Here is a 25,304-nt window from a genome sequence, read left to right on the forward strand (position 1 = left end):
TGCGCGGAGTCCTGTTGCCAGTCTCACAGCCGAGGGTACTTGAAAACGTAGATACTGCCTGATTGTCTCCGATAGCATTGAGCAACCGTATCTTCGCGTCGAAAGGCTGTTTCATGGTCAATCCTGAGCAGGAATCACAGGCCGCAAACGATCCGTTCTCCCTCACCGGGCTCACGTATGACGATGTCCTCCTCCTGCCAGGCGACACCGATGTCATCCCCTCGGAAGCCTCCACGACGACCAGACTGACCAAGGGGATCGAGCTCAACATCCCGCTGGTCTCTGCGGCCATGGACACCGTGACCGAGTCGCGGATGGCCATCGCCATGGCCCGCATCGGCGGTCTGGGCATCATCCACCGCAACCTCTCGGCCGAGGACCAGGCTGATCAGGTCGACTACGTCAAACGCTCCGAATCGGGGATGATCAACGATCCCCTGACGATCACTCCCGAGAAGACTCTCGAGGAGCTCGACGAGATCTGCGGCAAGTACCGGATCTCCGGTCTGCCCGTCGTCGACGAGAACGATGTGCTGCTGGGCATCGTGACCAACCGCGACCTGCGGTTCGTCACCCGCAGCGAATACGCGACGCGCACCGTCGGCGAGACCATGACTCGGATGCCGCTGGTCACCGCCCCCGACGGCGTCTCTGCGGAGAAGGCCTTCGAGCTCCTCGCAGAGCACAAGGTCGAGAAGCTGCCGCTGGTCGATGAGGACAACGTCATCCGCGGCCTCATCACCGTCAAGGACTTCGTCAAGACCGAGGAATACCCCCTGGCCACGAAGGACGACGAAGGTCGCCTGCGGGTCGGTGCCGCCGTCGGCTTCTACGGCGACGCCTACGAACGCGCAGGCCTCCTCGCCGAGGCGGGCGTCGACGTCCTCGTCGTCGACACCGCCAACGGTCACGCCAGGGGAGTGACCGACATGATCCGCACGATCAAGGCCGACAAGGCGTTCGCCGGAGTCGAGATCGTCGGTGGAAACGTCGCCACGAAGGAAGGCGCGCAGGCGCTCATCGACGCCGGCGTGGACGGGGTCAAGGTCGGTGTGGGACCGGGCTCGATCTGCACCACCCGCGTGGTCGCCGGAGTCGGCGTTCCCCAGGTCACCGCCATCCACCTCGCCGCGCAGGCCGCTCGCGCCGCGGGCGTCCCGGTCATCGGCGACGGCGGACTCCAGTATTCGGGCGACATCGCCAAGGCCATGGTCGCCGGAGCCGACACCGTCATGCTCGGGTCCCTCCTGGCCGGCTGCAATGAGTCACCGGGCGAACTCATCTTCGTCAACGGCAAGCAGTACAAGGCCTACCGCGGCATGGGCTCCCTCGGTGCGATGGCGCCGCGCAAGGGCAAGTCGTACTCGAAGGACCGCTACTTCCAGGCCGATATCGCCACCGATACGGACCTCATCCCCGAGGGCATCGAAGGCCGGGTGGCCTACCGCGGGCACCTCAAGCAGGTCGCCCACCAGCTCACCGGCGGACTGCGGCAATCGATGTTCTACGTCGGTGCCCGCACTATCGACGACCTCAAGGCCAAGGGCAAGTTCGTCCGCCTGACCACTGCCGGGCTCAAGGAGAGCCACCCGCACGACATCCAGATGACTGTCGAGGCCCCCAACTACGTCGTCAAGTGATCGCCCGGGACTCGTGAAGTGATCGTCGGGAGTTCATGTAGTGATGGTCCGGAGCTCATGAATCGGGACGATCGGCTCCCGATCTGAGGTCTCGGAACCACCAAGCGGCCGTAGTCTCTGCCACCGCGCAGAGACTACGGCCGTTTTCTGCGTCTCACGATGTCGGACGAACCACCTCGGTGTGACAAAGACCACTCAACCAATTCGAGTGGGTATGTATCTGTTGTCAGCACGCTTCCTTGCCGCATGAGTGCTGGGGAGGGGCCGTCTCGCCCGAGAATCCGGGCTACTTCCGTAGTCGGTCGGCGTGATTCCGCCCACCTTGCGCTTCGGACTTATTAGGGTAGGTTCCCCTAATGCGACCCGCCTGATGCGGGCCGCACGACGAAGGAGGAAACCTCACCGTGACGACTTCTCTGCTCTCGGACACCGAAGCGAAACCGCCCGCACCATCACTTCAGGCCGCTGTCGGCACCGCCGACACCACGGCCACCGACACCACGGCCGCCGACTCGCTGCTCGGTGCCCACAGCGCCGCAGCGTATTCCGACCTCATGCACGAGACCATCGACGCACTCGCCGCGCGCTTCGCAGCGGTCGACACCCCCACCTCGGCGCGGGATCGCACCCAGCTGCAGAGCGCGGTCGACGAGGTCGACCTCGACACCGCCGGAATCGGGAACTCGGCGGCCTTGCGCGAGGCCGACTCGCTCTACGCGGCCAACGCCGTGTGGTTCCACCACCCCAGCTACGTCGCGCACCTCAACTGCCCCGTGGCCGTGCCCGCCGTCGCTGCCGAGGCGATGCTCGCGGCCATCAACACCTCGGTCGATACCTACGACCAGTCCGAGGTCGCGACGCTGATGGAACGTCGCTTGATCCGCTGGACGACGGGCCACCTCGGCTTCGAGAGCGGCGACGGAATCTTCACCTCCGGCGGCACCCAGTCGAACCTGCAGGCCCTCTACCTGGCCCGCGAGAACGTGATGCGCGACCGGACCGCGGAATCCGCTGCGCTGGGATCCGCGGAATCCGTCGACTCTGCCGAGGGCGCGAACCAGGATCCCACCCGCCGAGGCGAGCTGTCTCGGATGCGGATCCTCACCTCCGATCAGGCTCACTTCTCGGTCTCCCGTGCCGCTCACATCCTCGGCCTCGACGCCGAGGCGGTCGTGACCGTGGGCACCGATGAGGCCGGTCGCATGGATCCCGCCGAACTCGTTTCAACGCTGACGGCCGTGACCGAGGCCGGGAACATCCCCATGGCCGTGGTCGCCACGGCCGGGACCACCGACCTCGGCGTCATCGATCCGCTGGAACCCATCGCCGCGGCCTGCACGGACGCGAACGTGTGGCTCCACGTCGATGCCGCCTACGGCGGGGGACTCCTCTGGGCACCGCGCCGACGTCGCCTGCTCACCGGAATCGAGGGGGCCACCTCGGTGACCATCGACTTCCACAAGACCTTCTTCCAGCCCGTGTCCTCCTCCGCACTGCTCGTCCGCGAGCCTCGCCTCTTCGCCCCGACCCTGCACCACCACGACTACCTCAACCCGGAGGCGGAAGCGGCCGGCGCCGAGGCGGAACCGAACCAGGTCGACAAATCCCTGCAGACCACGCGCCGCTTCGACGCGCTCAAACTCTGGGCGACCCTGCGGGCCCGCGGGGCGAACGAGATCGGGACGATGATCGACACGGTCTGCGACCTCGCCGCAGACGTCCGGGAGCTCCTCGCCGCACAGCCCGACTTCGAGGTCCGCGGGGCCTCCGACCTGTCGACCGTGCTCTTCCGCTTCACGCCCCGCACCGCCGATGCGGGGACCGCCGACGAACTCGTGCCGATGATCCGCCGGGTCCTGTTCCGGTCCGGCCGGGCGGCCGTGGCCCGCACCGTCATCGACGGACGGCCCTGGCTCAAACTCACCCTGCTCAACCCCGAGACCACGGTCGACGACGTCACCGCCGTCCTCGACCTCGTCCGCGCCACCGGCCACGGCATCCTCGCCGGACGCCACCTCGAGAACAACGACACCTTGACCTCGACCGAAGGAGGCGCAGCATGAGCGCGACCGACACTGACATCCACGACCTGCTCGGCATCGGCATCGGCCCCTTCGGGCTCGGCCTGGCCGCACTGTCCGAGCCGCTCGACGACGTCGACGCCGTGTTCCTCGACCAGCGGCAGGAATTCCGCTGGCACCCCGGCATGATGATCGAAGGCTCGACCGTGCAGGTGCCCTTCCTCGCCGACCTCGTGACCATGGCCGACCCCACCTCGCCCTACTCCTTCCTCAACTTCCTCAAGGATCGCGGTCGCCTCTACCCCTTCTACATCCGCGAGTCCTTCTACCCCCTGCGCGCCGAGTTCGACGAATACTGCCGGTGGGTCGCGGCTCAGCTCGAGACCCTCCGCTGGGGTCGTCGGGTCACCTCGGTGACCAATGACGACGACATCTTCACCGCCATCGCCGAGGTGGTCGACCCGACCGGTGCGATCGTCGGAACCGAGGTCCACCGGGCCCGCCACCTCGTCCTCGGCGTTGGCACCTCACCTGTCCTTCCTCCGGCGCTGGGCAACCTCGAGGCCGCAGGCGCCGAGATCACGGGCGCGGGACCGGTAATCCACACCGCCGTTTACCTCGACCACCGCGAAGAGCTGCTCGATTCCGGGGCGGTGACGATCATCGGCAGCGGACAGTCCGCGGCCGAGATCTACCGGGACCTCATCGAGGACGCCGAGGAACGCGATGTGCGCGTTGACTGGGTGACGCGCTCACCGCGGTTCTTCCCGATGGAGTACACGAAGCTGACCCTCGAGATGACCTCGCCGGAATACACCGATCACTTCCGGGCCCTGCCCGATGAGCTGCGTGAGCAGGTGGGACGTGAGCAGCGGACCCTGTACAAGGGAATCTCCGGCGATCTCGTCGACGACATCCACGACACGCTCTACCGGCTCAGCCGAGGCGGCCGTCAGCTGCACACGAACCTGCTCACCGAGGCCGAGCTCGTCTCCGCAGAGATCGACCCCACCACCGGAGAGTACCTGCTGGGATTCAGGAACACGGCCCTGGACCGAGAGTTCACCCGGCGGAGTGCCTCGGTGGTCTCGGCCACCGGCTACAAGTCACAAGTGCCGGACTTCCTGTCCGGACTCGGCGACGAGATCCGCCTCGACGCGAAGGGACGCCTCGACGTCAGCCGCCACTACACGGTCAACGAATCAGGCACCGTCCACGTCCTCAACGGAGAAGAGCACACCCACGGCGTCACCGCCCCTGACCTGGGCTTCGGCCCCTGGCGGGCCTCGGTGGTGCTGTCCCACGTGACCGGTCGCGAACCGTATCCGATCGAGCAGACCATCGCCTTCCAGACCTTCGGAGTGCCCGAGAGCGACGGCGGGCCTGCGAGCGAGACAGGGCCTGCGAACAACGCAGGGGACGAGCCGACCGTCGACCTCGAAACCGCCTTCGACTTCGACGATGCCAAGGAGATGACACACGCATGAGCACCGACACGATCACCCGGCCGCAGGCCGACCCCGACGCAGACCCGGCGACCGCCTCGGCGGCAGGGGAGGGTGTGAGCATCCGCCCTGTCGACATCGACCGCGACACCGCGAACCTGCACGCCTGGCTCAGCCATCCGCGTGCACACTACTGGCAGATGACCGAGCTCGACGAGACCGGCGTTCGGGACTACCTGACCGGCATCGACGCCTCGGCCGATGACCAGGGCTGGATCGGAGCCGTCGACGGTCTCGACTGCTTCTACGTCGAGACCTACACCCCGGCGACACTCATCCCGCACGATGTGCTGCTCACCGGCGCGGGCGACCTCGGCATGCACCTGCTCGTCGCCCCACCCCAGGGTCCCGCCGTGTCGGGACTGACCGGGCGGATCATGGCCGAGGTCATGGACTTCTGCTTCCGGGCCTCCGACCAGGACGGCCGCGGAGCCGAACGCGTCGTCGTCGAACCCGATGCACGCAATGCGGGCATCCTCGAGAAGAACCGCGCCGCCGGCTTCACCCCGATCCGTGAGGCCGAGATCGCCGTGGGCGAAGAGACGAAGACGGCACTCGTCAGCACGTGCACACGCGGCGACTTCGCCGCCAGCGAACTCGGCAGACTGGTTGGGCATTCCCGCGCGGTCGCCGGGGACACCTCGGCGACTCCCGAAACGCCAGCCGAGGTCACCCCGAACGCCTACGCCCACCTCAATGCGGACACCTTCGCGGTCACGCAGCGCCACCTCGTCGCGAAGGCCCTCTCCGAGTTCGCCCACGAACGGCTCATCACCCCGGTCCGGTCGACCGAGCCGGCCGCCGGGCCCGATGATTGGCAGCTGCACGTCGACGGAGGGTCGCGTTACACCTTCACCGCCCGTGTTCTGCCGCTTGAGCACTGGGCGATCGACGAAGGCAGCATCACGCGTCGCCAGGACGGCACCGAGGTCCCGCTAGACGCGCAGGAACTCGTCGTCGAACTCCAGGACGCCCTGGCGATTCCCGAGGACCTCATCTCGACCTACCTCGAGGAGCTCGCCTCGACCCTGGCCGGCAGCGCCTTCAAACTCGCCGAGGCGTGGAAGGGCCGACGTCCCTCATCGACGGGCCTCCTCGACGCCGATTTCCAAGCCACCGAGGCGGCCATGACCGAGGGCCACCCCGGGTTCATCGCGAACAACGGACGAATCGGGTTCTCGCTCGGCGACTACCGGACGTGGGCGCCGGAGAACGGCCGCCGCAACCGCATCGAATGGGTCGCAGCGAGCCGCGAGCACAGCCACCTCTCGCTCGGCACCGGACTGACCGAGGCCGCCCACCTCGACTGGGCGCTCAGCCCTGCGGAGAGAGAGCTCTTCGACTCACGCATCCGGGCCGCCGGCCGCAGTCCGGAGGACTTCCACCTCCTGCCCGTCCACCCCTGGCAGGCCGACCACCGGCTGGCGATCACCTTCGCAGCCGATATCGCCCGCGGGGATCTCCTGCCTCTGGGCACCGGCCTCGATGAACATCAGGCTCAGCAGTCCCTGCGCACCTTCTTCAACCACTCGCGTCCCGGCGCCCCCTACGTCAAGGTCGCACTCGCGGTGCAGAACATGGGCTTCCTGCGCGGGCTGTCCCCGAAGTACATGCGCGACACCCCGGCGATCAACGACTGGGTCGCCGACCTCGTCGGCTCCGATCCGAGCTTCGCCGAGGCGGGCTTCCGACTGCTGCGTGAGCGCTCGGCACTCGGGTACGCCGGTGACGTCTACCACCGGACGCAGGAGACGAACCCGCACCGGAAGATGCTCGCCTCCCTGTGGCGCGAGAACCCGTTGACGGCCATCGCACCAGCTCAGAAGGTTGTGACCATGGCTTCGCTGCTCCACCGGGATCACCGGGGCGTCTCCTATGCCGCCGAGCTCATCCGCGCCTCCGGGCTGAGCCCCGCGGACTGGGTGCGGGCCTACCTGCGCGCCTACCTGCAGCCGCTCGTCCACGCCCTGCTCGCCCACGATCTCGTGTTCATGCCCCACGGTGAGAACCTCATCCTCGTCCTCGACGAGCACACCGTGACCGGCGCCTTCATGAAGGACATCGGCGAGGAGGTCGCCGTGGTCGGCCGGCGCGAACTGCCTGCCGACGTCGAGCGGATCCGGGCGCTCGTGCCCGGCGACGAGAAGGCGCTGTCCGTGTTCACCGACATGTTCGACGGGGTGCTGCGCCACCTGTCGGGGATCCTCGACGTCGACGGGCTGCTGCCCGCCGGACAGTTCTGGTCGCTGGTCGCCGAGGTGCTCGACCGGTACGAATCCGAGCACCCCGAGCATGCCCGCGGGGTATCCGGGGACGTGGATCTGCGTTCCCAGAGCTTCGCCCATTCGTGCCTCAACCGGCTGCAGCTGAAGAACACGAAGCAGATGGTCGACATCGGCAACCAGGCGGAATCGCTGCTCTACGCGGGCACGATGGACAATCCCGTGGCCCGCTGACCGGCAAGGCCACCGCCACCTCGGCGATGAATCCGGGAGGACCCGGCCGACGAACTCCGCGTCGGCCGGGTCCTCTTCGCATGCCAGCGGTTAGTATCATTTCTACGGTCGCGGACACTTCTTGCGACGGATCCGACGCAAGGGTGTGGTCATGGCGAAGCAGAACGATCGGCCGACTCTGGCCACGGTCGCTTCGCGCGCGGGAGTGAGCATCAAGACCGCCTCCCGCGTCCTCAACGGCGAGAAGCACGTGGCCTCGGCGACCGCGCAGAAGGTCGAGGACGCCGCCTCAGAACTCGGATTCCGCCTCAATTCGAACGCCAGACGCCTGCGGGCCGGTGCCAGCTCACCCTATGTCGGCGTGGTTCTCAGCGATGCGAACGACCCTTTCCAAGCGAGGATCTTCGCCCGCCTCGAGGCCGAGTTCGGCGCCGTCGACCTGCGTCCGGTGCTCACCGTGGCGGGCGGAGACCCGATGCGTGAGAAGGCCTTCCTCGACGAATGCCTCGCCAATGACCTCTCCGGGCTCGTCGTCGTCCGCGCTCACCCGGAGGCGGTGGCCCACTACGACAGGGCCGTGCGGTCATCGAGCGTGCCGATCGTGTCCTTCGACCCGGCTGTGGCCGGTTCCGGAATCGACGTCATCACCGGTGACGAGGTCACCGCGGGCCGTCTGGCCGCGACGCAGCTGCTCGATCACGGGCACATCGCCATCGGCGTGGTCGGCGATCACTCGACCAGCCTCATCACCACTCGTCGGCTCGAGGGGATCCAAGCCGCCTTCGTCGGCCGCAGCAACGTCGGCTGGCAGGCCTATATGCGCGAAGACGCCCACGACGAGGTCAGCGCGAAGAACGTCGTCGCCGCCTGGCTGGGCTCGCGCCGCGCCCCGAGTGCGATCATCGCCCTCTCGGCGACCCTGACCCAGGGCGCCATCGACGCCTGCCGCCGCCTCGACGAATGGCCGGCGCTGGTCGGCATCGACGATTTCCCCACCGCCGATCTCCTCGACGTGACCGTGATCGACCGTGACGTGGACACGATGGTCGCCGAGGCGGTCCGTCGTCTGCGACCGAAACGGGCTGAGCGCACCGGCGCCGGTGAGGACGAGGGTCTGCGGCGCGGACCAGACAGGGCATCCGGGTTGCGAGGCGGTGCCGGATCCGGCGATGACTCCGTCGAGATCGCCCTGCGAGTGATCGCACGCGGCAGTGGTGAGGAAGCCCCCAAGAACTGAGGCGGTCGCGGCGCGCACAGAATTTTGTGTGAAACAGTTGACACCGGGCCACGATCAGCGAATTATATTCACCAGCCTGACAACGTTGTCAGAATGATTGAAAGGTTCACAATGAAGCACAACCTGCAGTCCCGCAAGGCGTTCGCGCTCCTCGGCGCTTCGGTCGCGATCGGCGCTCTTGCGCTCAGCGGCTGCGGCAATCAGAAGGGCCAGGGCAACGAAGAGGCCGACAGCGGTTCCGGCGGTGACGGCGACGTCACCATCGCGCTGCTCCTTCCCGAGTCGAAGACCACGCGCTACGAATCCCTCGACAAGCCGAACTTCGAGAAGTACGTCGCCGAGGCCAATCCCGATGCCAAGGTCAAGTACAGCAACGCCAACCAGGACGCGACCCAACAGCAGCAGCAGGTCGAGGCCGCGGTGACCGAAGGCGTCGACGCCATCGTCCTCGACCCGGTCGACGCCTCCGCTGTCGCCTCGTCCCTGTCGAAGGCCGAGGCCAAGAAGATCCCGGTCATCTCCTACGACCGCTTCTTCGAAGGTGCGGATTACTACACCTCCTTCGACAACAAGAAGATCGGCAACCTCCAGGGGCAGGCCGTCCTCGACGGGCTCAAGGCCGAAGGCGTCGACCCGAAGTCCGGGCCCGTGTGGATGGTCAACGGCGATCCGAAGGATCCGAACGCGGCGGACTTCAAGGCCGGTGCTGAGGAGACCCTCAAGGGCGCCGGCGTCGACATCGCCGGCAGTCACGACACCCTCGACTGGAACCCCGACGACGCTCGCCAGTGGGTCGAAGGACAGCTGCAGAGCTCCGACGAGGACCCGATCGCGATCTACGCGGCCAACGACGGAACAGCAGGCGGCGTCCTGGCGGCGACGAAGAAGGCCAAGGTCGACACCGTGGTCACCGGTCAGGACGCGGAGGTCGACGGTCTCCAGAACATCCTCAAGGGCGACCAGTTCGCCACGATCTACAAGTCGATCCCGCCGCAGGCCGAGTTCGCGGCCAAGGCCGCCGTGGCACTGGCCTCCGGTGAGGAGCCCGAGGCCGGCACGACCTACAAGGACACCCCGACGGACTTCGTCGAAGCCAAGGTCGTCACCAAGGACACGGTCAAGGACATCGTCGGCGACCAGATCAAGGCCGAGGACATCTGCTCCGGCGACGTGCAGAAGCTCTGCGAAGAAGCAGGCGTGAAGTAAGAGCACGCAGCGTGTGTGCCGGAGTCCGATCGGGCTCCGGCACACATATCGACATCGACAAGTAGGAACAGATGACACCTGAGACATCCGAAACGGCCTCCGCCTCACCACGGTCGCCGAGAGGCGGTAGCGAGCCCGTGCTCGAGCTGCGCGGAATCAACAAACGGTTCGGCGCCGTGCAGGCGCTGACCGACATCAACCTGAGCATCGGCCGCGGCGAGGTCGTCGGACTCGTCGGCGACAACGGCGCCGGCAAATCGACGCTGATCAAGGTCATCGCCGGAGTCCACGGTGCCGATGAGGGCGAACTCATCATCGACGGGACCCAGCAGAAGTTCTCCTCCCCGAAGGACGCGCAGAAGGCCGGAGTCGCCACCGTCTTCCAGGACCTCTCGCTGTGCGAGAACCTCGACGTCGTGGCCAATCTGTTCCTCGGGCATGAGAACACCCGGGGAGGAGTCCTCGACGAGGTGTCCATGGAAGCGAAGTCCTGGGAGCTCCTGCGGTCACTGTCGGCGAAGATCCCGAGTGTGCGGGTGCCGATCGCGGCTCTGTCCGGCGGTCAGCGGCAGACGGTCGCGATCGCCCGCTCCCTACTCGGCAATCCCTCCATCGTCATGCTCGACGAACCGACCGCGGCCCTGGGCGTGGCCCAGACCGCCGAGGTGCTCAACCTCATCGAACGGCTCAAGGAACGTGACCTCGGGGTGCTGCTGGTCAGCCACAATATGGCCGATGTCCAAGCCGTCTGCGATCGGATCCACGTCCTGCGTCTGGGCAAGGATGCCGGCGACTTCGACGGGGATGAGCGCACCGACGTGCTCGTCGCCGCGATCACCGGTGCCAGCGACAACGTCGTCACGCAGCGGGCGACCCGGAGGGGTGAGCGCCGATGACCCGCAACGCATTCATCACCGACGAGCGGATCTCCCATGAGGGGTTCTTCGCGACCTTCGTCCGCCGCGTCAAGGAGGGCCAGCTCGGTTCGCTGCCGGTCATCCTCGCCCTCGTCGTCATCGTCATCGTCTTCCAATCGGCGAACAGCAGCTTCCTGTCACCGGCCAATCTCGTCAATCTGTCCTCGACGGTCGCCTATATTGCGATCCTCGCACTCGGCATCAACCTCATCCTGCTCCTCGGTGAGATCGACCTCTCGCTCGCCCAACTCGGTGGTCTGGCGGCCTCGCTGCTCGGCGTGCTCGTGGTCAGGCAGGGCGTTCCGCCGATCTTGGCGCTGATCATCATGCTGCTGCTCGGCCTGGTCGTCGGCGCCATCCAAGGCTGGTTCTTCGCCGTCATCGGCATTCCGGCCTTCGTCGTCACCCTGGCCGGTCTGCTCGCCTTCACCGGGCTGACGCTGACCACCCTGGGAACGCAGAAGAACCTGTCGATGTCGGACACCTTCGCCTTCGACTTCGCGAACTTCTACTTCCCCGCAGTCTGGGCCTATGTCTTCGGTGCGGTGGCGATCATCGGCTTCGGCGCCGGGATCATCTACTCGAAGCTGCGACGGCACAGTGAGGGCCTCGAAGCCCCGAGCTGGACCTCGGTGACGGTGCGGATCGTCCTGCTGTTCGCGATCGTCTTCGGCTTCCTCGTCCTCATAAATCAGGACTTCGGTCTGGCGATGCCGTTCCTGCTCATGATCGTCATCGCCATCGTCATCGATCTGGTGCTGCGCAAGACCCGCTACGGTCGGTCGATCTATGCCGTGGGCGGCAAGGTCGAGGCCGCCAGGCGTGCCGGCATCCGGGTGACCTGGGTGCGGATCAGCGTGTTCATGGCGGCCGGAACTCTTGCCGCGCTCTTCGGCTTCATCAAGGCCGGGGTGACGACGAACGCCGGATCGACGCTCGTGCCGACCCAGGACCTGCTCAATGCGATCGCCTCGGCGGTCATCGGCGGCACCTCGCTCTTCGGCGGTCGCGGAACGGCGTGGGCGGCCGTGCTCGGTGCCTTGGTCGTCGGGTCGATCAACAACGGTCTCTATCTCATCGGCTTCAACTCCGATGCGCAGCAGATCATCACCGCACTCGTGCTGTTGGCCGCCGTGGTCATCGACGCGCTCAGCCGTCGCGGCCAACGCTACGTGGGCAGGGGGTAGCCGAACGAGCGCGCACCTGAGCGTCGAGGGCAGACTTTCTGAAGTCTGCCCTCGACGCTCAGCTCTGCTTTCGACGAGTTCACTGCGAGAGGAATCGCCACGCTGGGAGCGACTGATAGAGTCGAGGGCAATGACATGGGGTGCCTCATGAGGATCCGCAGCCGCGGATTTCGATGAGGCTGAGAGAACACCCATCGAACCTGATCTGGGCCATACTAGCGAAGGAATCGTCATGGTTGACTTCGACCTGCGTTCTGAATTCGGGAGCCTCGGCGACCTGCCGGGAAGTCTCCGTTCCGCACACGAGCGACTGCGTGCCGGCAACCCGCTCATCCAATGCATCACGAACACCGTGGTGCAGCAGTTCAGTGCCAATGTGCTCCTGGCGATCGGCGCCTCCCCGGCGATGCTCGACCACGACGCCGATGCCGCACAGTTCACCCGCGTCTCCAGCGGACTCCTCGTCAACTTCGGCACGGCCACGAACCAGCAGTTCCTCGCCGCCGACGCCGCCACCGAAGCGGCTCTCGACGACGGCACACCGTGGGTGCTCGATCCCGTGAGCATCGGGGCCGTGGACTTCCGCACCACTCGCATCCACCGGGCTGCGAAGTCGGGCCCCACCGCGATCCGCGGCAACGCCTCGGAGATCGCGGCTCTGGCCGGCGCCGGAGCGGGCGGCCGGGGAGTCGAATCCACCGACGAGGTGGATGCGGTGGTCCCGGCCGCCGCGGAATTCGCGCGCTCGACCGGAGCCGTGGTCGCGGTCTCCGGGCCCAGGGATGCGGTCGTCGCCCATATCGACGGTGTCGACCATGTCGCCCGGATCGCCGGCGGACACGACTTCATGCCGCTGGTCATCGGCACCGGGTGTTCGCTCGGGGCGGTCACCGCGGCCTACCTCGCCGGTGTCGAGAAGGCCGGTGCCGGCCAGGCCGATGCCGCAGCGAAGTTCACTGCCGTGATCGCCGCCCATGCCCATTTCAAGGTCGCCGGGCAGGCCGCGGCGGTCGGGGCGAACGGGCCCGGCAGCTACTCGGTGAACTTCCTCGACGCTCTCTATGCGACGACGGCTGAGCAGATCGCCGAGGCTGCTGTCGAGATCGGGACCGTGGCCCCAGATTCCGCCGGAACCGCAGCCGAGTCCGAGGCCGCAGACGCTGCCGGAACCGCAGCCGACCGAGGACCGCAGTCATGAGCGTGACCTCGAGCAAGTCCGCGGCCACCGACCGTCTGACGGGCATCGACACCCGTCTCTACCTCGTCACCGACTCCGCCCAGTGCCGCGAGGCCGGTCGCAGCGTCGCCGAGACCGTGCGCGCCGCCGTCGCCGGGGGAGTCGGCATCGTCCAGGTCCGTGATAAGGACATCGACGACACCGCGTTCGAGTCCCTGACCCGGGAGGTCATCGGTGCCGTCGCCGAGGCGGTGGCCGGGACCGACCGGCAGGTACCCGTCTTCCTCAACGACCGAGTGGCCGTGGCCGAGCGTCTCATCGCCGAGGGCGAGGACGTCCACATCCACGTCGGCCAGTCCGACACTTCCGTGACCGAGGTCCGCAGACGACTCGGCCCCGCACCGCTCATCGGACTGTCCGCGGCGAACGCGGCCGAATTCGCCGCGGCCCGGGAGACGGGCGTCGTCGACCTCGTCGGCATCGGCCCGGTCTACGATACGACGACGAAATCCGACGCACCGGATGGGATCGGGCCCGACCGCCTCGGCGAATTGGCCGGACTGGCGGGTCTGCCGGCGGTCGCCATCGGCGGCATCAGCACCGAGCGTGCGGGTGAGCTGCGGGGACGGGGGCTGATCGGGATCTGCGTGGTCTCGGCGATCTGCCGGGCTGCGGATCCGGAGGCGGCGGCTGCGGCACTGCTGGGGGAATTCGGCGACGGTTCCGGCGCGCAGGAGGATCCGGTATGAGCACCCGGCCGCCCATCGCCCTGTCGATTGCGGGCACCGATCCCAGCGGGGGAGCGGGCATCCATGCAGACCTCAAGACCTTCACCGCGCGTGGGGTGCTCGGGACCACCGCGATCACCGCGCTCGTCGCGCAGAACACGCACGGGGTCTCCCGGGTCTATCCGATCGACGACGATTTCGTCTCCGATCAGCTCGACAGCGTGCTGGGTGATATGCCCGTCGACGCCACGAAATCCGGGATGCTCAGCACCCGTTCGCTCGTCGAGCTCGTCGCCGAACGCGCCGACCGCGGGGAGCTCGGCTTCTTCACCGTCGACCCGGTGATGGTCGCGACCTCCGGTCATCGGCTGCTCGACCTCGATGCCGTCGATGCCGTGCGCCATCGTCTTCTGCCCGTCGCCGATCTCATCACCCCGAACCTCCCCGAGGCGGCCCTGCTCCTCGGCGATGATGTGCCCGTGGCCGAGTCGCCGGCTCAGATGCTGAAGCAGGCCGAACAGCTCCTGGCTCGCGGCCCTCGGGCCGTGCTCCTCAAGGGCGGGCACGCCAGTGACGGGGACGTCGCCGATGTCCTCGTAAGTTCCGAGGGCGTGATCGCCGAGTTCTCCCACCCGCGGGTCGCGACGGCGAACACGCACGGCACCGGGTGCACGCTGTCCGCCGCGATCACCGCCGAGGTGGCCGTGCTCAGACGCGAACGCGCGGCCGACGAAGTCGGCGCCGAACTCCTGCGCGAGGCCGTGGAGAACGGGTTGGAGTACTTGGCCCGCGCCCTGCGTTCCGCCGCGGACTGGCAGGTCAGCCTCGACCCCGAGGGTGCGCATGGCCCCGTCGACCATCAGGTCGACATCGTCCGCAGATAGTTCGCCGACCCCGCCGGGCAGTTCACGCAGCCGGCGCGGCAAAACAGACTCGCCGACCCCAGACCGATCCATTTGAGGAGAGACATATGACCACGGATTTCGCCGCAGGCCCGCTGACGACTCAGCTCTGGAACCATGTCAGGCCCATCGTCGAGCAGATCGAAGCGCTGCCCTTCCTCGAGCAGCTCGCCGCCGGCAGCCTCGACCCGGTGGCATTCACGAACTACATCAATCAGGACTCCCTCTACTTGGGCGGCTACGCGAAGGCGATGTCCTTCCTGGCCGCGAAGACCACGGATCGGGACGAATCCCGGTTCTGGGCCACCTCGGCGGCGGAGGCGATCACCGTCGAAGAGCAGATGCACGAGGAGCTCCTCGCCGATTCGCGCCTGGCCGCCGCACATGAGGACCTCACTCAGCGTGGCAGCAGGTTCAAGGCCTCACCGACCACACTGGGGTATGTGTCCTACCTCGTGGCCACCTCGGCGAGCCGATCCTACGGTGAGGGCGTGGCCGCGGTGCTCCCATGTTTCTGGGTGTACGCGCACATGGGAAAGGTGCTGGTTGCGCGGGCCGGGCAGATGAGCGAGGACCACCCGTACCGCACCTGGGTGCAGACCTACGACTCACCGGAATTCGACGAATCGACGAGGCAGGCCGTCGGCGTCCTCGAACAGGAACTCGACCGTGCTCCCGCCGAGGAGGCGGCCCGGATGCGGGCGGCCTTCGAGCAGGCCTGCGTCTACGAACTCCACTTCTGGGCCTCGGCACATGCCATGCAGGATTGGGACCCGGCGGTGTTCACACCGCAGGGCTGAGCACCGGCAGACACTCAGGGCTGAGCACCTGCAGACAATTGAAGGTCGGCCGCGTCCTTCGGTCGCTCGTGGGGATCACGGCCCCGGGACAACGAGGGATATTAGGCCCTTGTCGTGCCCGACGGGTCCTCGGGATGTTGCGGAAGCGGGCCGAACGACCCCATCGCATGCCAGCCGCGACGCAGAGTGGTCCACAGCAGGACGTGATCGACTTCGCTGAGGGGCACCCGATCATGTCGTGGGCAGGCGAAACGCCCGATGAAGAACACAACCGTCGTGAAACACACTCCGATGATGAACAGAATCAGCAGATCCATGTCGGCCCCCTCACACCCGGCTCGAATGCTTGCTTCCAGTTTCTCCCGAATCGGCGGAGAAAGATAGAGGCAGATCCGCATTGCGAGCGATGCCCCGCGCTTACGCGTAGTGGAGGGCCAGACTGGTTGCCGCGTCGATGACCGCACGAGCGGCTGCGCGGCCCTCCGCCTCGGTGATGGATGCGGGGAAGGTGAAGCGCACACTCGTCGTCGCGACTTCGTCCTCGATGCCCAGCGCTGTGAGCACATGCGAGGGTTCGTCGGAGCCGACGGCGCAGGCGGATCCGCTCGAGGCGGTCACACCGCGCTCTTCGAGCTCGAGCAGCACGGCCTCCCCGGAGGTGTGGGAGAAGCAGAACGAGGCATGATTGGCCGTCCGCGACTCGGTGCTGCCGGTGAGCAGGACGCCGGGAACCGCACCGAGTACCTCGGCGATGAACTCATCCCTGATCCGCCTGACCCGGTCGGCTGCCTCGAGCCGCTCCGCCTCAGCGAGTTCGAGAGCGGTGGCGAACGCCACCGCCAAGGCCACGTTCTCCGTTCCCGAGCGGCGACCCGACTCCTGCCCGCCGCCGTGGATGAGCGGTTCGACGGGGATCCTGGCGCGGATCGCGGCCACACCGATGCCCTTCGGTGCCCCGACCTTGTGCCCGGCCAGGCTGAGCGCATCGACGCCGAGCCCGCTCAGAGGCAGCCAGCCGGCCGCCTGCACGGCATCCGTATGGAACAGTGCCCCGGCCGCATGGGCGACATCGGCCAGGGGCGGGATGTCGGCGACCGTGCCGATCTCGTTGTTCGCATAGTCGAGGCTGACGACCGCGGTGTCGTCCCGGATCGCCGCGGACAGGGCTTCCGGAGTGACCGTGCCCGCGCTGTCGACGTCAAGTTCTGTGACCTCGAAGTCATGGACCCGGTGCAGGAAATCCGCCGAGGCGAGCACCGCCTCATGCTCGATCGGTGACGTCACGAGGTGTCGCCGAGGCGGTCGCGAGGTGCTCTCGGTGGCCAGTCGGTCGGCCCGGGCGCCGAGTGCCATGCCGATGATCGCGAGGTTGGCTGCCTCGGTGCCGCCGCTGGTGAAAGTCACGTCCGTGGCGCGCATTCCGAGGACCGCAGCGACCCGCTGCCGGGCATCGTGGAGTGCCTCGGCGGAGATCCGGCCGATCTCGTGGTGGCTCGAAGGATTGCCGAATGCCCCGGCCAGGAACGGCCACGCGGCCTCGAGGGCCTCGCGGCGAACCGGTGCCGCCGAGGCGGTGTCGAGATACAGTGCGGCTCCGGACTTCTCAGGCCCTTCAGAACTCTCGGGCATCTCAGGACTCCAAGTCGAGGTCGAGGCCCAGGTCGATCGCGCGCACGCTGTGGGTCAGCGCCCCTGAGGAGATGACATCGACCCCAGTGGCGGCGATCTGCGCGAGGGTCTCTAGGGTGACATTGCCGCTGGCCTCGACGATCGCGCGTCCGGCGATGAGCTCGACCCCGGTGCGGAGATCGGCGAGCGAGAAGTTGTCGAGCATGATGATGTCCGCCCCGCCTTCGAGGACCGCGGGAATCTGCTCGAGGCGGTCGACTTCAACCTCGATCATTGTGGTGTGCGGCAACCGTTGCCGGGCCGAACGGAGCGCTGCGGCGATGTCGTGTCCCTGACCGGCCAAGACGGCCAGATGGTTGTCCTTGACCATGACGGCGTCGGAGAGGCCGAAGCGATGGTTGCTCCCGCCCCCGCAGACCACCGCATGCTTCTCGAAGGCCCGCAGGCCCGGGGTTGTTTTGCGGGTGTCGACGATCCGGACGCGGCGTTTCGTGGGGGAGTCGTCGGCGGAGGCGGTGTCGGAATCTGCGCCTCGGGCGGCATCGACGTACGCTCTCGTCTGGGTCGCGATGCCGCTCATCCGCTGGCAGAAGTTCAGGGCGATCCGCTCGGCTCGCAGCACCGCCCGCGCCGGACCGCTGACCTCGGCGAGTGTGTCACCGGAGGTGAAGGAAGCGCCGTCGGCGGCGAGCAGTCTCACCTCGACGTCAGGGTCGACGAGGGTGAAGGCGCGGGCGAAGACCTCGGCACCCGCGAGCACACCGTCCTCCCTGGCCCGGAGCTCGGCCCGCGCCGAGGCGGTGGCCGGGATGAAGGTCTCACCCGTGAGATCGCCCCAGGGAGCATCCTCATCGAGGGCGAGGCGCAGGGCGGAATCGATGGTCTGCGAAGTGAGCATCAGGAAGCCTCCTGGAGAAGGTCGGCAGGGAAGTCGGTACGGGTGTGCGCCCCGCGGCTCTCGCGACGGGCCAGGGCGTGCCGGGCGATTTCGGCGGCGATGAGCGCGAGATTCGCGGTTTCGATGCCTTCGGCGAGAGCGGTGTGCGGGGTGCGCTCGCCTCCGACTGCGGTAGCGAGTTTCGCAGCGCCGCCGGCTGCCGTACTGACTTCTCCGGCGCCGAGGCGGTCGAGCAGAGTCCGCAGGCCCGCTTCGCTGCGTTCCACGCCGAGGTGGGTCCACGCGAGGTCCTGCAGCTCGGTGCGGGGGAGCGTGGTCGCGGGCAGATCCCCGTCCACACCGTCGCGCAGGCGCTCGCCCACTGCAGAGTCGCTCAGCCCTGTGCCGATCGCCGCGGCGGCTCGGATCCCGAACACCGCCCCTTCGAGCAGCGAGTTCGAAGCCAGCCGGTTGGCACCGTGGACCCCGGTGCAGGCGACCTCGCCGATCGCGTACAGACCGTCGATGCTCGTCCGCCCGTCGAGGTCGGTCGCGATGCCGCCCATGAAATAGTGGGCGGCCGGAGTGACGGGAATGAGGTCGACCGCCGGGTCGAGACCGTGCTCGGCCAAGCCCTTCGTGATGGAGGGGAAGCGTTCGGCCACCTCGGGCACGGCTCGGACGTCGAGCAGGCAGGGCCGTCCGCCCTGGGCGGCCATCCTGCGGTGGACGCCCAAGGCCACGACATCGCGCGGCGCGAGCTCGGCCCTGGAATCGACCTCCGGCATGAACCGGTGGCCGGCGGCATCGAGGAGCTGGGCTCCGGCTCCGCGGACGGCCTCGGAGACGAGGAATCCGGCACCGGCCAGCGCGGTGGGATGGAACTGGAAGAACTCGAGATCACGCACTGCCGCCCCCGCCCGGATCGCGGCGGCCAGGCCGTCCCCGGTCGCCGAGGCGGGATTCGTCGTATGCGCGAAGAGTCGGCCGGCCCCGCCGGTGGCGAGCACGATCGCCTCGGCAGGCAGGTGCGTGACGGCACCCCGGTGCAGGAGGCTGACCCCGGTGGCAGCGCGGACGCCGTGTCCGCCGTGTCGGCCATCCGTGAGGACGTCGACGAGCATCGTCTCCTCGTGCAGGTTCACCCTCCCCGCAGCCACCTCGGCGAGCAGGGCCCGCGACAGGGCGTCGATGATCGCCCTCCCGGTCGCGTCCCCGCCGGAGTGGAAGATGCGCGCGGTCGAGTGCGCTCCCTCCATGCCGCGAGCCCAGGCACCGGAGGCATCCCGGTCGAAGGCGACCCCGGCGGCCGCGAGTTCGCGGATCCGGTCCGGTCCCTCCTCGCAGAGCACCCGGACGGCGTCCTCATCGCAGAGCCCGGCTCCGGCCGCCAGGGTGTCGGCGATGTGGGAAGCCACGGAATCCTCCGCGCTCGCAGGCGAGCCATCTTCCGCGCTCGCAACCGAACCTCCGGCCTCGGCGGCGCCGACGACCCCGGCGATCCCGCCCTGGGCGAAGGCGGTGTTCGACTCGCCGAGGCAGTCCTTCGTCACGAGGGTCACTTCGTGCCCAGCGGCCAGGCGGAGTGCGGCGCTCAGGCCCGCGATTCCGGACCCGATGATGACGATGCGGCTCATGACCGATCAGATCCGGGGCTTCGAGGCGAGCATCCGTGTCAGGGACACGCGAGCGGGCTCGGCCACCTCGGCGTCGACGCTGATCTGATTGATGACCTGGCCCTCCAACAGAGACTCGAGCACCCAGGCGATATAGCCGGGGTGGATGCGATACATCGTCGAGCACGGGCACACGACGGGATCGAGACAGAAGATCGTGTGTTCGGGGTGTTCGGCGGCGAGGCGCTGGACGAGGTTGATCTCGGTGCCGATCGCGAACGTGGTCGGCTTAACCGCCTCGGCGATGACCTTCGTGATGTAGGCGGTGGATCCGGACTCATTGGCCGCGGCCACGGTCTCGGCCGGGCATTCGGGGTGGACGATGACGCGGACATCCGGGTGTTCGGCCCGGGCCTTGTCGATCTGTGCGGGGGTGAAGCGCTTGTGCACGGAGCAGAAGCCCTGCCACAGGATGACCTTGGCCTCGCTCAGCTCCTCGGCCGAGTTGTTGCCCAGCGGACGGTGCGGGTTCCACAGCGGCATCTCTTCGAGGTCGATGCCCATGGTCAGCGCGGTGTTGCGGCCGAGGTGCTGATCGGGGAAGAACAGCACTCGGTGGCCGCGCTCGAATGCCCACTCGAGGACCACCTCGGCGTTGGATGAGGTGCACACGATGCCTCCGTTGCGACCGCAGAAGCCCTTGATCGCGGCCGAGGAATTCATGTACGTGACCGGGATGACGGGCACCTTGCCCTCGGCATCGGGCTCGGTGCCGAGCACCTCCGCCAGCTGTTCCCAGCAGTCCTCGACCTGGTCGATGTTGGCCATATCGGCCATCGAGCAGCCGGCGGCGAGGTTGGGCAGGATCACGGATTGTTCGGGTGTGGAGAGCAGGTCGGCGGTCTCGGCCATGAAGTGGACGCCGCAGAAGACGATCGCCTCGGCCTCCGGGTGGTTCTGCGCGGCCTTGGCCAGCATGAACGAGTCGCCGATGTAGTCGGCATGTTCGATGACCTCGACCCGCTGATAGTGGTGGCCGAGCATGACCACGCGATCGCCGAGAGCGGCCTTGGCCGCGACGATGCGCTCCCGCAGCTCCTCCGCCGAGGCGTCCCTGTACTCCCGCGGGATCTCTCCCTGGCGCGGGGAGCGGGCGGGGATCGGATCGGAGAGGGATGCGCCGGGGCCGTACCCGGGGTGCGCGTCGACGTCCCACGGGGCATCGAGGAGTTCGGTCGAGCACATGGAGTCCTTCGATCCCTTCGCCGAGATGTCCTTGAGGGTGAGTTCGATCGACGCTGTTGTGGTCATCATCGTCCTTCGCGGGTCGGTGCGACATCGCCTGACATCGCGGGTTGCACGCGGGTCGCCGTGGATCCGTCTGCTCGGTGCGAGCGGAGACGGCAACTCCGCGTATAATTTAACGCAAATTTGAGCTTAATGGTCTTCCGGGGCAATGTAAAACACGTACGCACCGGCATGACCTAGGGTGGAGTCAGGCTCGCGACCCGAGTCGACCCGAACGCGACCCGGCCCGATGCTGCGGAGATCACCACTCACCGCCGTCGATCGCCCGGGTGCCATGAAGCGCAGAATCGTCGGTTCCGACGGCGAGCAGCGCGCTGCGAATCGACGATGGCCGACCGAACAGGATGTCTGATGCCCCACCACGAAAACGCCCGGCCCGAAAGCTCTGCCGAGCCGGTGAATTCCGCCGAGCCGCTGAGTTCTGCCGAGCCTATGAGTTCCGCCCGCCACGAGAATCCTGCCGGGCAGGAATCGATCCCGCCCTACGGGGGAGGGGCGGGCAGTGCCGGCGGAACCGGCGGCGCAGTATCCGGAGGGGAGCGCGCACCCGCGGCCCCGCCTCGGCGAGTCCGCACGCTCGACCTCATCAAGGCGAAGTCCGAAGGCAGACGCTGGGCGATGCTGACCAGCTACGACCAGTACACGGCCGCCCTGTTCGAGCAGGCCGGGGTCGAGGCGCTGCTCATCGGCGACTCGGCGGCGAACAACGTCTACGGCCACGAGACGACCCTGCCGGTCACCGTCGACGAACTCATTCCCCTGGCCAGGGCCGTGACGAAGGCGACCTCGCGGGCGCTCATCGTCGCCGATCTGCCCTTCGGCAGCTACGAGATCTCCGATGAGCAGGCCGTCGCGACCGCCGTGCGGTTCATGAAGGAAGCCGAAGTCCACGCCGTCAAACTCGAAGGCGGGGCGCGGATGGCCTCACGGATCCGTGCGATCACGAACGCCGGCATCCCGGTCATGGCGCACATCGGCTTCACCCCGCAGGCCGAGCACAACCTCGGCGGGTACAAGGTCCAGGGCCGCGGTGATGCGGGAGATGCGCTGCTCACCGATGCCAGGGCCGTCACCGAGGCGGGGGCATTCTCCGTGGTCATGGAAATGGTCCCGACCGGGTTGGCCGGGCAGGTCACGGCCGAGCTGTCGATCCCGACCGTGGGCATCGGCGCCGGAGCCGAGACCGATGCGCAGGTGCTCGTGTGGCAGGACATGGCGGGCCTGCGCACCGGGCGGGCGCCACGCTTCGTCAAACGTTATGCCGATCTGCACTCGGTCCTCACCGAGGCGGTCGGCCGCTATGTCGATGAGGTCAGGAGCGGGGCGTTCCCCGAACCCGAGAGGAGCTTCGAGTGACCGAGGTCGGCGGCATCCAGGCGCTGCGGTGGTGGCGGGCGAAGCAGACCGGACACGTGTCTCTGGTCCCGACGATGGGGGCACTGCACCCCGGGCACCGGGCCCTGATGGATCGGGCGCGCGAGGCCGGGGACGCGGTGGTGACGAGCATCTTCGTCAACCCCCTGCAGTTCGGCGCCGATGAGGACTTCACGAAGTATCCGCGCCCCTTCGCCGCCGACATCGAGGTGTGCGAATCGGCCGGAGCCGACTTCGTCTTCGCCCCTGCGCTGGGGGAGATGTATCCGAGCGCGCCGGAGGTCACGGTGTCCTCCGGTCGGATGGGGTCGGTCTTCGAGGGCGCGGCCAGGCCGGGCCACTTCGACGGCGTGCTCACCGTCGTCGCGAAGCTCTTCACGCTGACGAAGCCGGATTCGGCGGTCTTCGGGCTCAAGGACATCCAACAGTTCTGCCTGGTCAAGCGCATGATCGCCGATCTCAACTTCGACATCGACCTGATCGGACTGCCCGTGGTCCGCGATGCCGACGGTCTCGCGATGTCGAGTCGGAACGAGTACCTGGCACCGGCGGACCGGCGGGCGGCGCTCGCCATTCCGAGAGCGCTGGAGGCCGCGGCTCGAGTCGCGCAGCCGGAGGCGGCGATCGACGCCGCCCACGAGATCCTCCTGCCTGCGGCGGAGCGGGGCGAGCTCGTGCTCGACTATCTCAGCCTCGTCGACGCCACCACTCTGCAGCCGTGTGAGCAGGGATTTCGGGGATCCGCGCTGCTGCTCGTGTCCGCGACCGTGGGCGGCACGCGGCTCATCGACAATGTGCCCTTGGAGTTCTGAGAGGAGCTCCCATCTCGAGCCCGTGAGGCGAGCTCGAGCGCTCAGACCGGGATGGCGATGACGGCGATGCCCATGATGACGAGGATGCCCGCCGAGCCGGCCTCGATGAAGAAGTCCGTGCTCCTCCGCTGGAGCGCCGCGGCGGCCAGGCCCGCGATGAGTGCAAGAACCACCTGGTAGGCGAGCATCACGCCGACGACGAGTGCGACGAGGAGAACGTAGTCGACCCCCGCGGCGGAGGCCGGCACAAGGGTCGGCATGACGGCGAGGAAGAACAGACCCGCCTTCGGATTGCTCAGCGAGGACAGCAGTCCGCGACGATACGAGATCAGGGACCGCAGATGACCCCAGTCGCGTTTTCCTGCGTTGCCCGCCCCCACCTCGGCGCGGGCGAGATCATCGGCGGCGGCGGCGATCTCGCTCACCGGCCCCTCGACGAACTCATCGGCCGGCGCCGCTGGGCCCTGTGCTGCGTTCGCACTTTCGGCCCGCTCAGGGGTTCCCAGTCCGCGCAGCTCCCGACGGATCCGCAGCGCCTGGCGGGCCGCGAGGATGCCGAGGAGACAGAGGTAGATGCCGCCGCAGATCTTGAGCAGCAGCAGCGCCGAGGGGTAGGCCTTGAGAAGTGCGGAGACTCCGGTCAGTGCCGCGACCATCCATACGGTCATGCCGGTGGCGGACCCGAGCGAATAGATCAGTCCGGCCTTCCTCCGCAGCGCCGAGAGGCGGACGGTCAGGATGGTCTCGGGGCCGGGGGTGACGGCGAGGACGGCGGCGGCGCCGGTGATGGCGACGAGTTCGGGTCCGGTCATCGGGATCCTCCAGTCGGAAGCGTGGGGTCGGCGCGCGGCCGGACGTGCAGAGCGAACCCCGTTGAAACGACACGTATCCAACGGGGCACAGATCAATGATGACGGAGAGAAAAGATCATGAAAAGCAATTGATCTCGAATGACCATCAGGTGGCGCCTAATGGTTTCCGGGTAGTCTGGACTCATGTGGGATCTCAATCGCCTTCGCGTCTGGCGAGCAGTCGTGGCCACCGGTTCTGTGGTCGCCGCGGCCCGCAGCCTCAACTACACGCCGGCCACCGTCAGCCAGCACATCACGACCCTGCAGAAGAGCGTCGGCGTGCCCCTCTATCGTCGTTCGGGCCGTGGCATCGAGATCACCGATCTCGGCCGACGCCTAGCCGAGGAATCCGCCGAGGTCTTCACCGGGCTGGCCAAGCTCGACAATCTCGTCGAGAGCTTCCGGACCATTTCCCGTCCGCGGATGCGAATCGCCGCCTTCACCTCATTCAACGCCCGGCTGCTGCCAGACATCATCGAACCGGTGGCGCGGGCTCATCCCGATCTGCGCTTCGACATCCAGCTCAACGAGCCTGCGAAGATCCGCCGCAGCCATTGCACGATCGAGATCCGAAGCGAAGTTCCGCAGGATGAGGAGGTCCACCTGCCCGAGATGAGTCGGACCGTGCTCTTCGACGACGACTATCAGGTCGTCGTCTCCGAGCGCCACGTATTCGCCGAGCGTGAGTCCGTGCCCTTCAAAGACCTCGCCGAACAGCGCTGGGTCGACTACGACCTGTGGTCCGGCCCGACGAGCAGAGTCGTCGATCTCGCCTGCGCGGCCGCCGGCTTCGAACCGCGGAACTTCGCGGCCTCGGAGGACGACTATGCGGCACTGGCGCTGGTGGCCGCGAACCTCGCCATCACCGTGCTGCCTCGCCTCTCGACCATGCAGCTGCCCGGCGGGCTCGTCGCCGTCGACCTCACCGACCCGGTGCCCAGCCGTCGGGTGGTCATGCACGTGCGTGAGCGCGAAGCTCATCTTCCGCACGTACGGGCCTTCGCCACCGCCGCCGAGGCGGTCGCTGCCGAACGCTTCGAACACCCCTGATCTCTCCCACT

Annotated in this window: 21 protein-coding genes and 1 riboswitch; of the genes, 15 read left to right on the forward strand and 6 right to left on the reverse strand. The window is 67.5% G+C overall.

Going from position 1 to position 25,304, the window contains the following annotated elements:
• Positions 1–113: 113 nt before the first annotated feature.
• The 12 genes from guaB (at position 114) to CV023_RS07105 (ending at position 15,776) form a co-directional block, all read left to right on the forward strand.
• Positions 114–1,640, forward strand: coding sequence for an IMP dehydrogenase (gene guaB, locus CV023_RS07050; protein WP_230744764.1), 1,527 nt, complete (start codon positions 114–116; stop codon positions 1,638–1,640).
• A gap of 554 nt (positions 1,641–2,194) precedes the next feature.
• On the forward strand, positions 2,195–3,703 hold the full coding sequence (locus CV023_RS07055) for a pyridoxal-dependent decarboxylase (RefSeq protein ID WP_230745173.1): 1,509 nt from the start codon (positions 2,195–2,197) through the stop codon (positions 3,701–3,703).
• Positions 3,700–5,148 carry a lysine N(6)-hydroxylase/L-ornithine N(5)-oxygenase family protein gene (locus CV023_RS07060; RefSeq protein WP_230744765.1) on the forward strand — a complete coding sequence of 483 codons (1,449 nt, stop codon included), beginning with the start codon at positions 3,700–3,702 and terminating at the stop codon, positions 5,146–5,148. The genes CV023_RS07055 and CV023_RS07060 overlap by 4 nt, the downstream gene beginning before the upstream one ends.
• Positions 5,145–7,622: a GNAT family N-acetyltransferase gene (locus CV023_RS07065; protein WP_230744766.1), complete on the forward strand. Its 2,478-nt coding sequence runs from the start codon at positions 5,145–5,147 to the stop codon at positions 7,620–7,622. The genes CV023_RS07060 and CV023_RS07065 overlap by 4 nt, the downstream gene beginning before the upstream one ends.
• Before the next feature lie 151 nt (positions 7,623–7,773).
• A complete protein-coding gene (locus CV023_RS07070) occupies positions 7,774–8,859 on the forward strand; it encodes a LacI family DNA-binding transcriptional regulator (protein ID WP_230744767.1) in 1,086 nt (361 codons plus the stop codon).
• A gap of 111 nt (positions 8,860–8,970) precedes the next feature.
• Complete coding sequence (locus CV023_RS07075; RefSeq protein WP_230744768.1) at positions 8,971–10,065, forward strand: substrate-binding domain-containing protein; 1,095 nt, start codon at positions 8,971–8,973, stop codon at positions 10,063–10,065.
• Positions 10,066–10,136: 71 nt separating this feature from the next.
• Positions 10,137–10,961 carry an ATP-binding cassette domain-containing protein gene (locus tag CV023_RS07080; RefSeq protein WP_230744769.1) on the forward strand — a complete coding sequence of 275 codons (825 nt, stop codon included), beginning with the start codon at positions 10,137–10,139 and terminating at the stop codon, positions 10,959–10,961.
• The gene (locus CV023_RS07085) at positions 10,958–12,169 is read left to right on the forward strand and encodes a sugar ABC transporter permease (protein WP_230744770.1); all 1,212 of its coding nucleotides are present in this window, start codon (positions 10,958–10,960) and stop codon (positions 12,167–12,169) included. Before CV023_RS07080 ends, CV023_RS07085 begins: the two co-directional genes overlap by 4 nt.
• Before the next feature lie 126 nt (positions 12,170–12,295).
• Positions 12,296–12,414, forward strand: a riboswitch (TPP riboswitch).
• The gene (gene thiM, locus CV023_RS07090; RefSeq protein ID WP_230744771.1) at positions 12,402–13,367 is read left to right on the forward strand and encodes a hydroxyethylthiazole kinase; all 966 of its coding nucleotides are present in this window, start codon (positions 12,402–12,404) and stop codon (positions 13,365–13,367) included. (Overlaps the previous riboswitch by 13 nt.)
• Positions 13,364–14,095: a thiamine phosphate synthase gene (gene thiE, locus CV023_RS07095; RefSeq protein ID WP_230744772.1), complete on the forward strand. Its 732-nt coding sequence runs from the start codon at positions 13,364–13,366 to the stop codon at positions 14,093–14,095. The genes thiM and thiE overlap by 4 nt, the downstream gene beginning before the upstream one ends.
• The gene (gene thiD, locus CV023_RS07100) at positions 14,092–14,958 is read left to right on the forward strand and encodes a bifunctional hydroxymethylpyrimidine kinase/phosphomethylpyrimidine kinase (RefSeq protein WP_230744773.1); all 867 of its coding nucleotides are present in this window, start codon (positions 14,092–14,094) and stop codon (positions 14,956–14,958) included. Before thiE ends, thiD begins: the two co-directional genes overlap by 4 nt.
• 86 nt (positions 14,959–15,044) lie before the next feature.
• Complete coding sequence (locus CV023_RS07105) at positions 15,045–15,776, forward strand: TenA family protein (RefSeq protein WP_230744774.1); 732 nt, start codon at positions 15,045–15,047, stop codon at positions 15,774–15,776.
• A gap of 101 nt (positions 15,777–15,877) precedes the next feature.
• Here the strand turns inward: CV023_RS07105 and CV023_RS07110 are convergent, their stop codons facing one another.
• The 5 genes from CV023_RS07110 to nadA all read right to left on the reverse strand — a co-directional run bounded on the left by CV023_RS07110 (position 15,878) and on the right by nadA (position 21,209).
• On the reverse strand, positions 15,878–16,093 hold the full coding sequence (locus tag CV023_RS07110; protein WP_230744775.1) for a hypothetical protein: 216 nt from the start codon (positions 16,091–16,093) through the stop codon (positions 15,878–15,880).
• A gap of 100 nt (positions 16,094–16,193) precedes the next feature.
• On the reverse strand, positions 16,194–17,405 hold the full coding sequence (locus CV023_RS07115) for a cysteine desulfurase family protein (RefSeq protein WP_230744776.1): 1,212 nt from the start codon (positions 17,403–17,405) through the stop codon (positions 16,194–16,196).
• 1 nt (position 17,406) lies between these two features.
• Positions 17,407–18,303, reverse strand: a complete 897-nt coding sequence (nadC, locus tag CV023_RS07120) for a carboxylating nicotinate-nucleotide diphosphorylase (RefSeq protein ID WP_230744777.1) — start codon at positions 18,301–18,303, stop codon at positions 17,407–17,409.
• Positions 18,303–19,919 carry an L-aspartate oxidase gene (gene nadB / locus CV023_RS07125; RefSeq protein WP_230744778.1) on the reverse strand — a complete coding sequence of 539 codons (1,617 nt, stop codon included), beginning with the start codon at positions 19,917–19,919 and terminating at the stop codon, positions 18,303–18,305. The genes nadC and nadB overlap by 1 nt, the downstream gene beginning before the upstream one ends.
• A gap of 6 nt (positions 19,920–19,925) precedes the next feature.
• Positions 19,926–21,209, reverse strand: coding sequence for a quinolinate synthase NadA (nadA, locus tag CV023_RS07130; RefSeq protein WP_230744779.1), 1,284 nt, complete (start codon positions 21,207–21,209; stop codon positions 19,926–19,928).
• Positions 21,210–21,638: 429 nt separating this feature from the next.
• Here nadA and panB point away from each other — a divergent pair, with 429 nt between their 5' ends.
• Complete coding sequence (gene panB / locus CV023_RS07135) at positions 21,639–22,562, forward strand: 3-methyl-2-oxobutanoate hydroxymethyltransferase (protein ID WP_442859931.1); 924 nt, start codon at positions 21,639–21,641, stop codon at positions 22,560–22,562.
• Entirely contained in the window at positions 22,559–23,392 is an 834-nt protein-coding gene (panC, locus tag CV023_RS07140) for a pantoate--beta-alanine ligase (RefSeq protein ID WP_230744781.1), read from the forward strand. Before panB ends, panC begins: the two co-directional genes overlap by 4 nt.
• 41 nt (positions 23,393–23,433) lie before the next feature.
• Here the strand turns inward: panC and CV023_RS07145 are convergent, their stop codons facing one another.
• Complete coding sequence (locus CV023_RS07145) at positions 23,434–24,204, reverse strand: LysE family translocator (protein WP_230744782.1); 771 nt, start codon at positions 24,202–24,204, stop codon at positions 23,434–23,436.
• 183 nt (positions 24,205–24,387) lie between these two features.
• On the opposite strand from CV023_RS07145, the gene CV023_RS07150 reads away from it, so the two are divergent.
• Positions 24,388–25,293 (forward strand): LysR family transcriptional regulator, encoded by a 906-nt coding sequence (locus tag CV023_RS07150; protein WP_230744783.1) that lies wholly within the window; start codon positions 24,388–24,390, stop codon positions 25,291–25,293.
• Positions 25,294–25,304 lie beyond the last annotated feature (11 nt).

The organism is Brevibacterium sp. CCUG 69071 (genome assembly GCF_021023135.1).
Classification (GTDB): domain Bacteria; phylum Actinomycetota; class Actinomycetes; order Actinomycetales; family Brevibacteriaceae; genus Brevibacterium.

Bases quoted from the DNA above. Each gene is read 5' to 3' on its own strand.
- guaB (WP_230744764.1), top strand. From the start codon at position 114: ATGGTCAATCCTGAGCAGGAATCACAGGCCGCAAACGATCCGTTCTCC.
- CV023_RS07055 (WP_230745173.1), top strand. From the start codon at position 2,195: ATGCACGAGACCATCGACGCACTCGCCGCGCGCTTCGCAGCGGTCGAC.
- CV023_RS07060 (WP_230744765.1), top strand. From the start codon at position 3,700: ATGAGCGCGACCGACACTGACATCCACGACCTGCTCGGCATCGGCATC.
- CV023_RS07065 (WP_230744766.1), top strand. From the start codon at position 5,145: ATGAGCACCGACACGATCACCCGGCCGCAGGCCGACCCCGACGCAGAC.
- CV023_RS07070 (WP_230744767.1), top strand. From the start codon at position 7,774: ATGGCGAAGCAGAACGATCGGCCGACTCTGGCCACGGTCGCTTCGCGC.
- CV023_RS07075 (WP_230744768.1), top strand. From the start codon at position 8,971: ATGAAGCACAACCTGCAGTCCCGCAAGGCGTTCGCGCTCCTCGGCGCT.
- CV023_RS07080 (WP_230744769.1), top strand. From the start codon at position 10,137: ATGACACCTGAGACATCCGAAACGGCCTCCGCCTCACCACGGTCGCCG.
- CV023_RS07085 (WP_230744770.1), top strand. From the start codon at position 10,958: ATGACCCGCAACGCATTCATCACCGACGAGCGGATCTCCCATGAGGGG.
- thiM (WP_230744771.1), top strand. From the start codon at position 12,402: ATGGTTGACTTCGACCTGCGTTCTGAATTCGGGAGCCTCGGCGACCTG.
- thiE (WP_230744772.1), top strand. From the start codon at position 13,364: ATGAGCGTGACCTCGAGCAAGTCCGCGGCCACCGACCGTCTGACGGGC.
- thiD (WP_230744773.1), top strand. From the start codon at position 14,092: ATGAGCACCCGGCCGCCCATCGCCCTGTCGATTGCGGGCACCGATCCC.
- CV023_RS07105 (WP_230744774.1), top strand. From the start codon at position 15,045: ATGACCACGGATTTCGCCGCAGGCCCGCTGACGACTCAGCTCTGGAAC.
- CV023_RS07110 (WP_230744775.1), bottom strand. From the start codon at position 16,093: ATGGATCTGCTGATTCTGTTCATCATCGGAGTGTGTTTCACGACGGTT.
- CV023_RS07115 (WP_230744776.1), bottom strand. From the start codon at position 17,405: ATGCCCGAGAGTTCTGAAGGGCCTGAGAAGTCCGGAGCCGCACTGTAT.
- nadC (WP_230744777.1), bottom strand. From the start codon at position 18,303: ATGCTCACTTCGCAGACCATCGATTCCGCCCTGCGCCTCGCCCTCGAT.
- nadB (WP_230744778.1), bottom strand. From the start codon at position 19,919: ATGAGCCGCATCGTCATCATCGGGTCCGGAATCGCGGGCCTGAGCGCC.
- nadA (WP_230744779.1), bottom strand. From the start codon at position 21,209: ATGACCACAACAGCGTCGATCGAACTCACCCTCAAGGACATCTCGGCG.
- panB (WP_442859931.1), top strand. From the start codon at position 21,639: ATGAGTTCCGCCCGCCACGAGAATCCTGCCGGGCAGGAATCGATCCCG.
- CV023_RS07145 (WP_230744782.1), bottom strand. From the start codon at position 24,204: ATGACCGGACCCGAACTCGTCGCCATCACCGGCGCCGCCGCCGTCCTC.
- CV023_RS07150 (WP_230744783.1), top strand. From the start codon at position 24,388: ATGTGGGATCTCAATCGCCTTCGCGTCTGGCGAGCAGTCGTGGCCACC.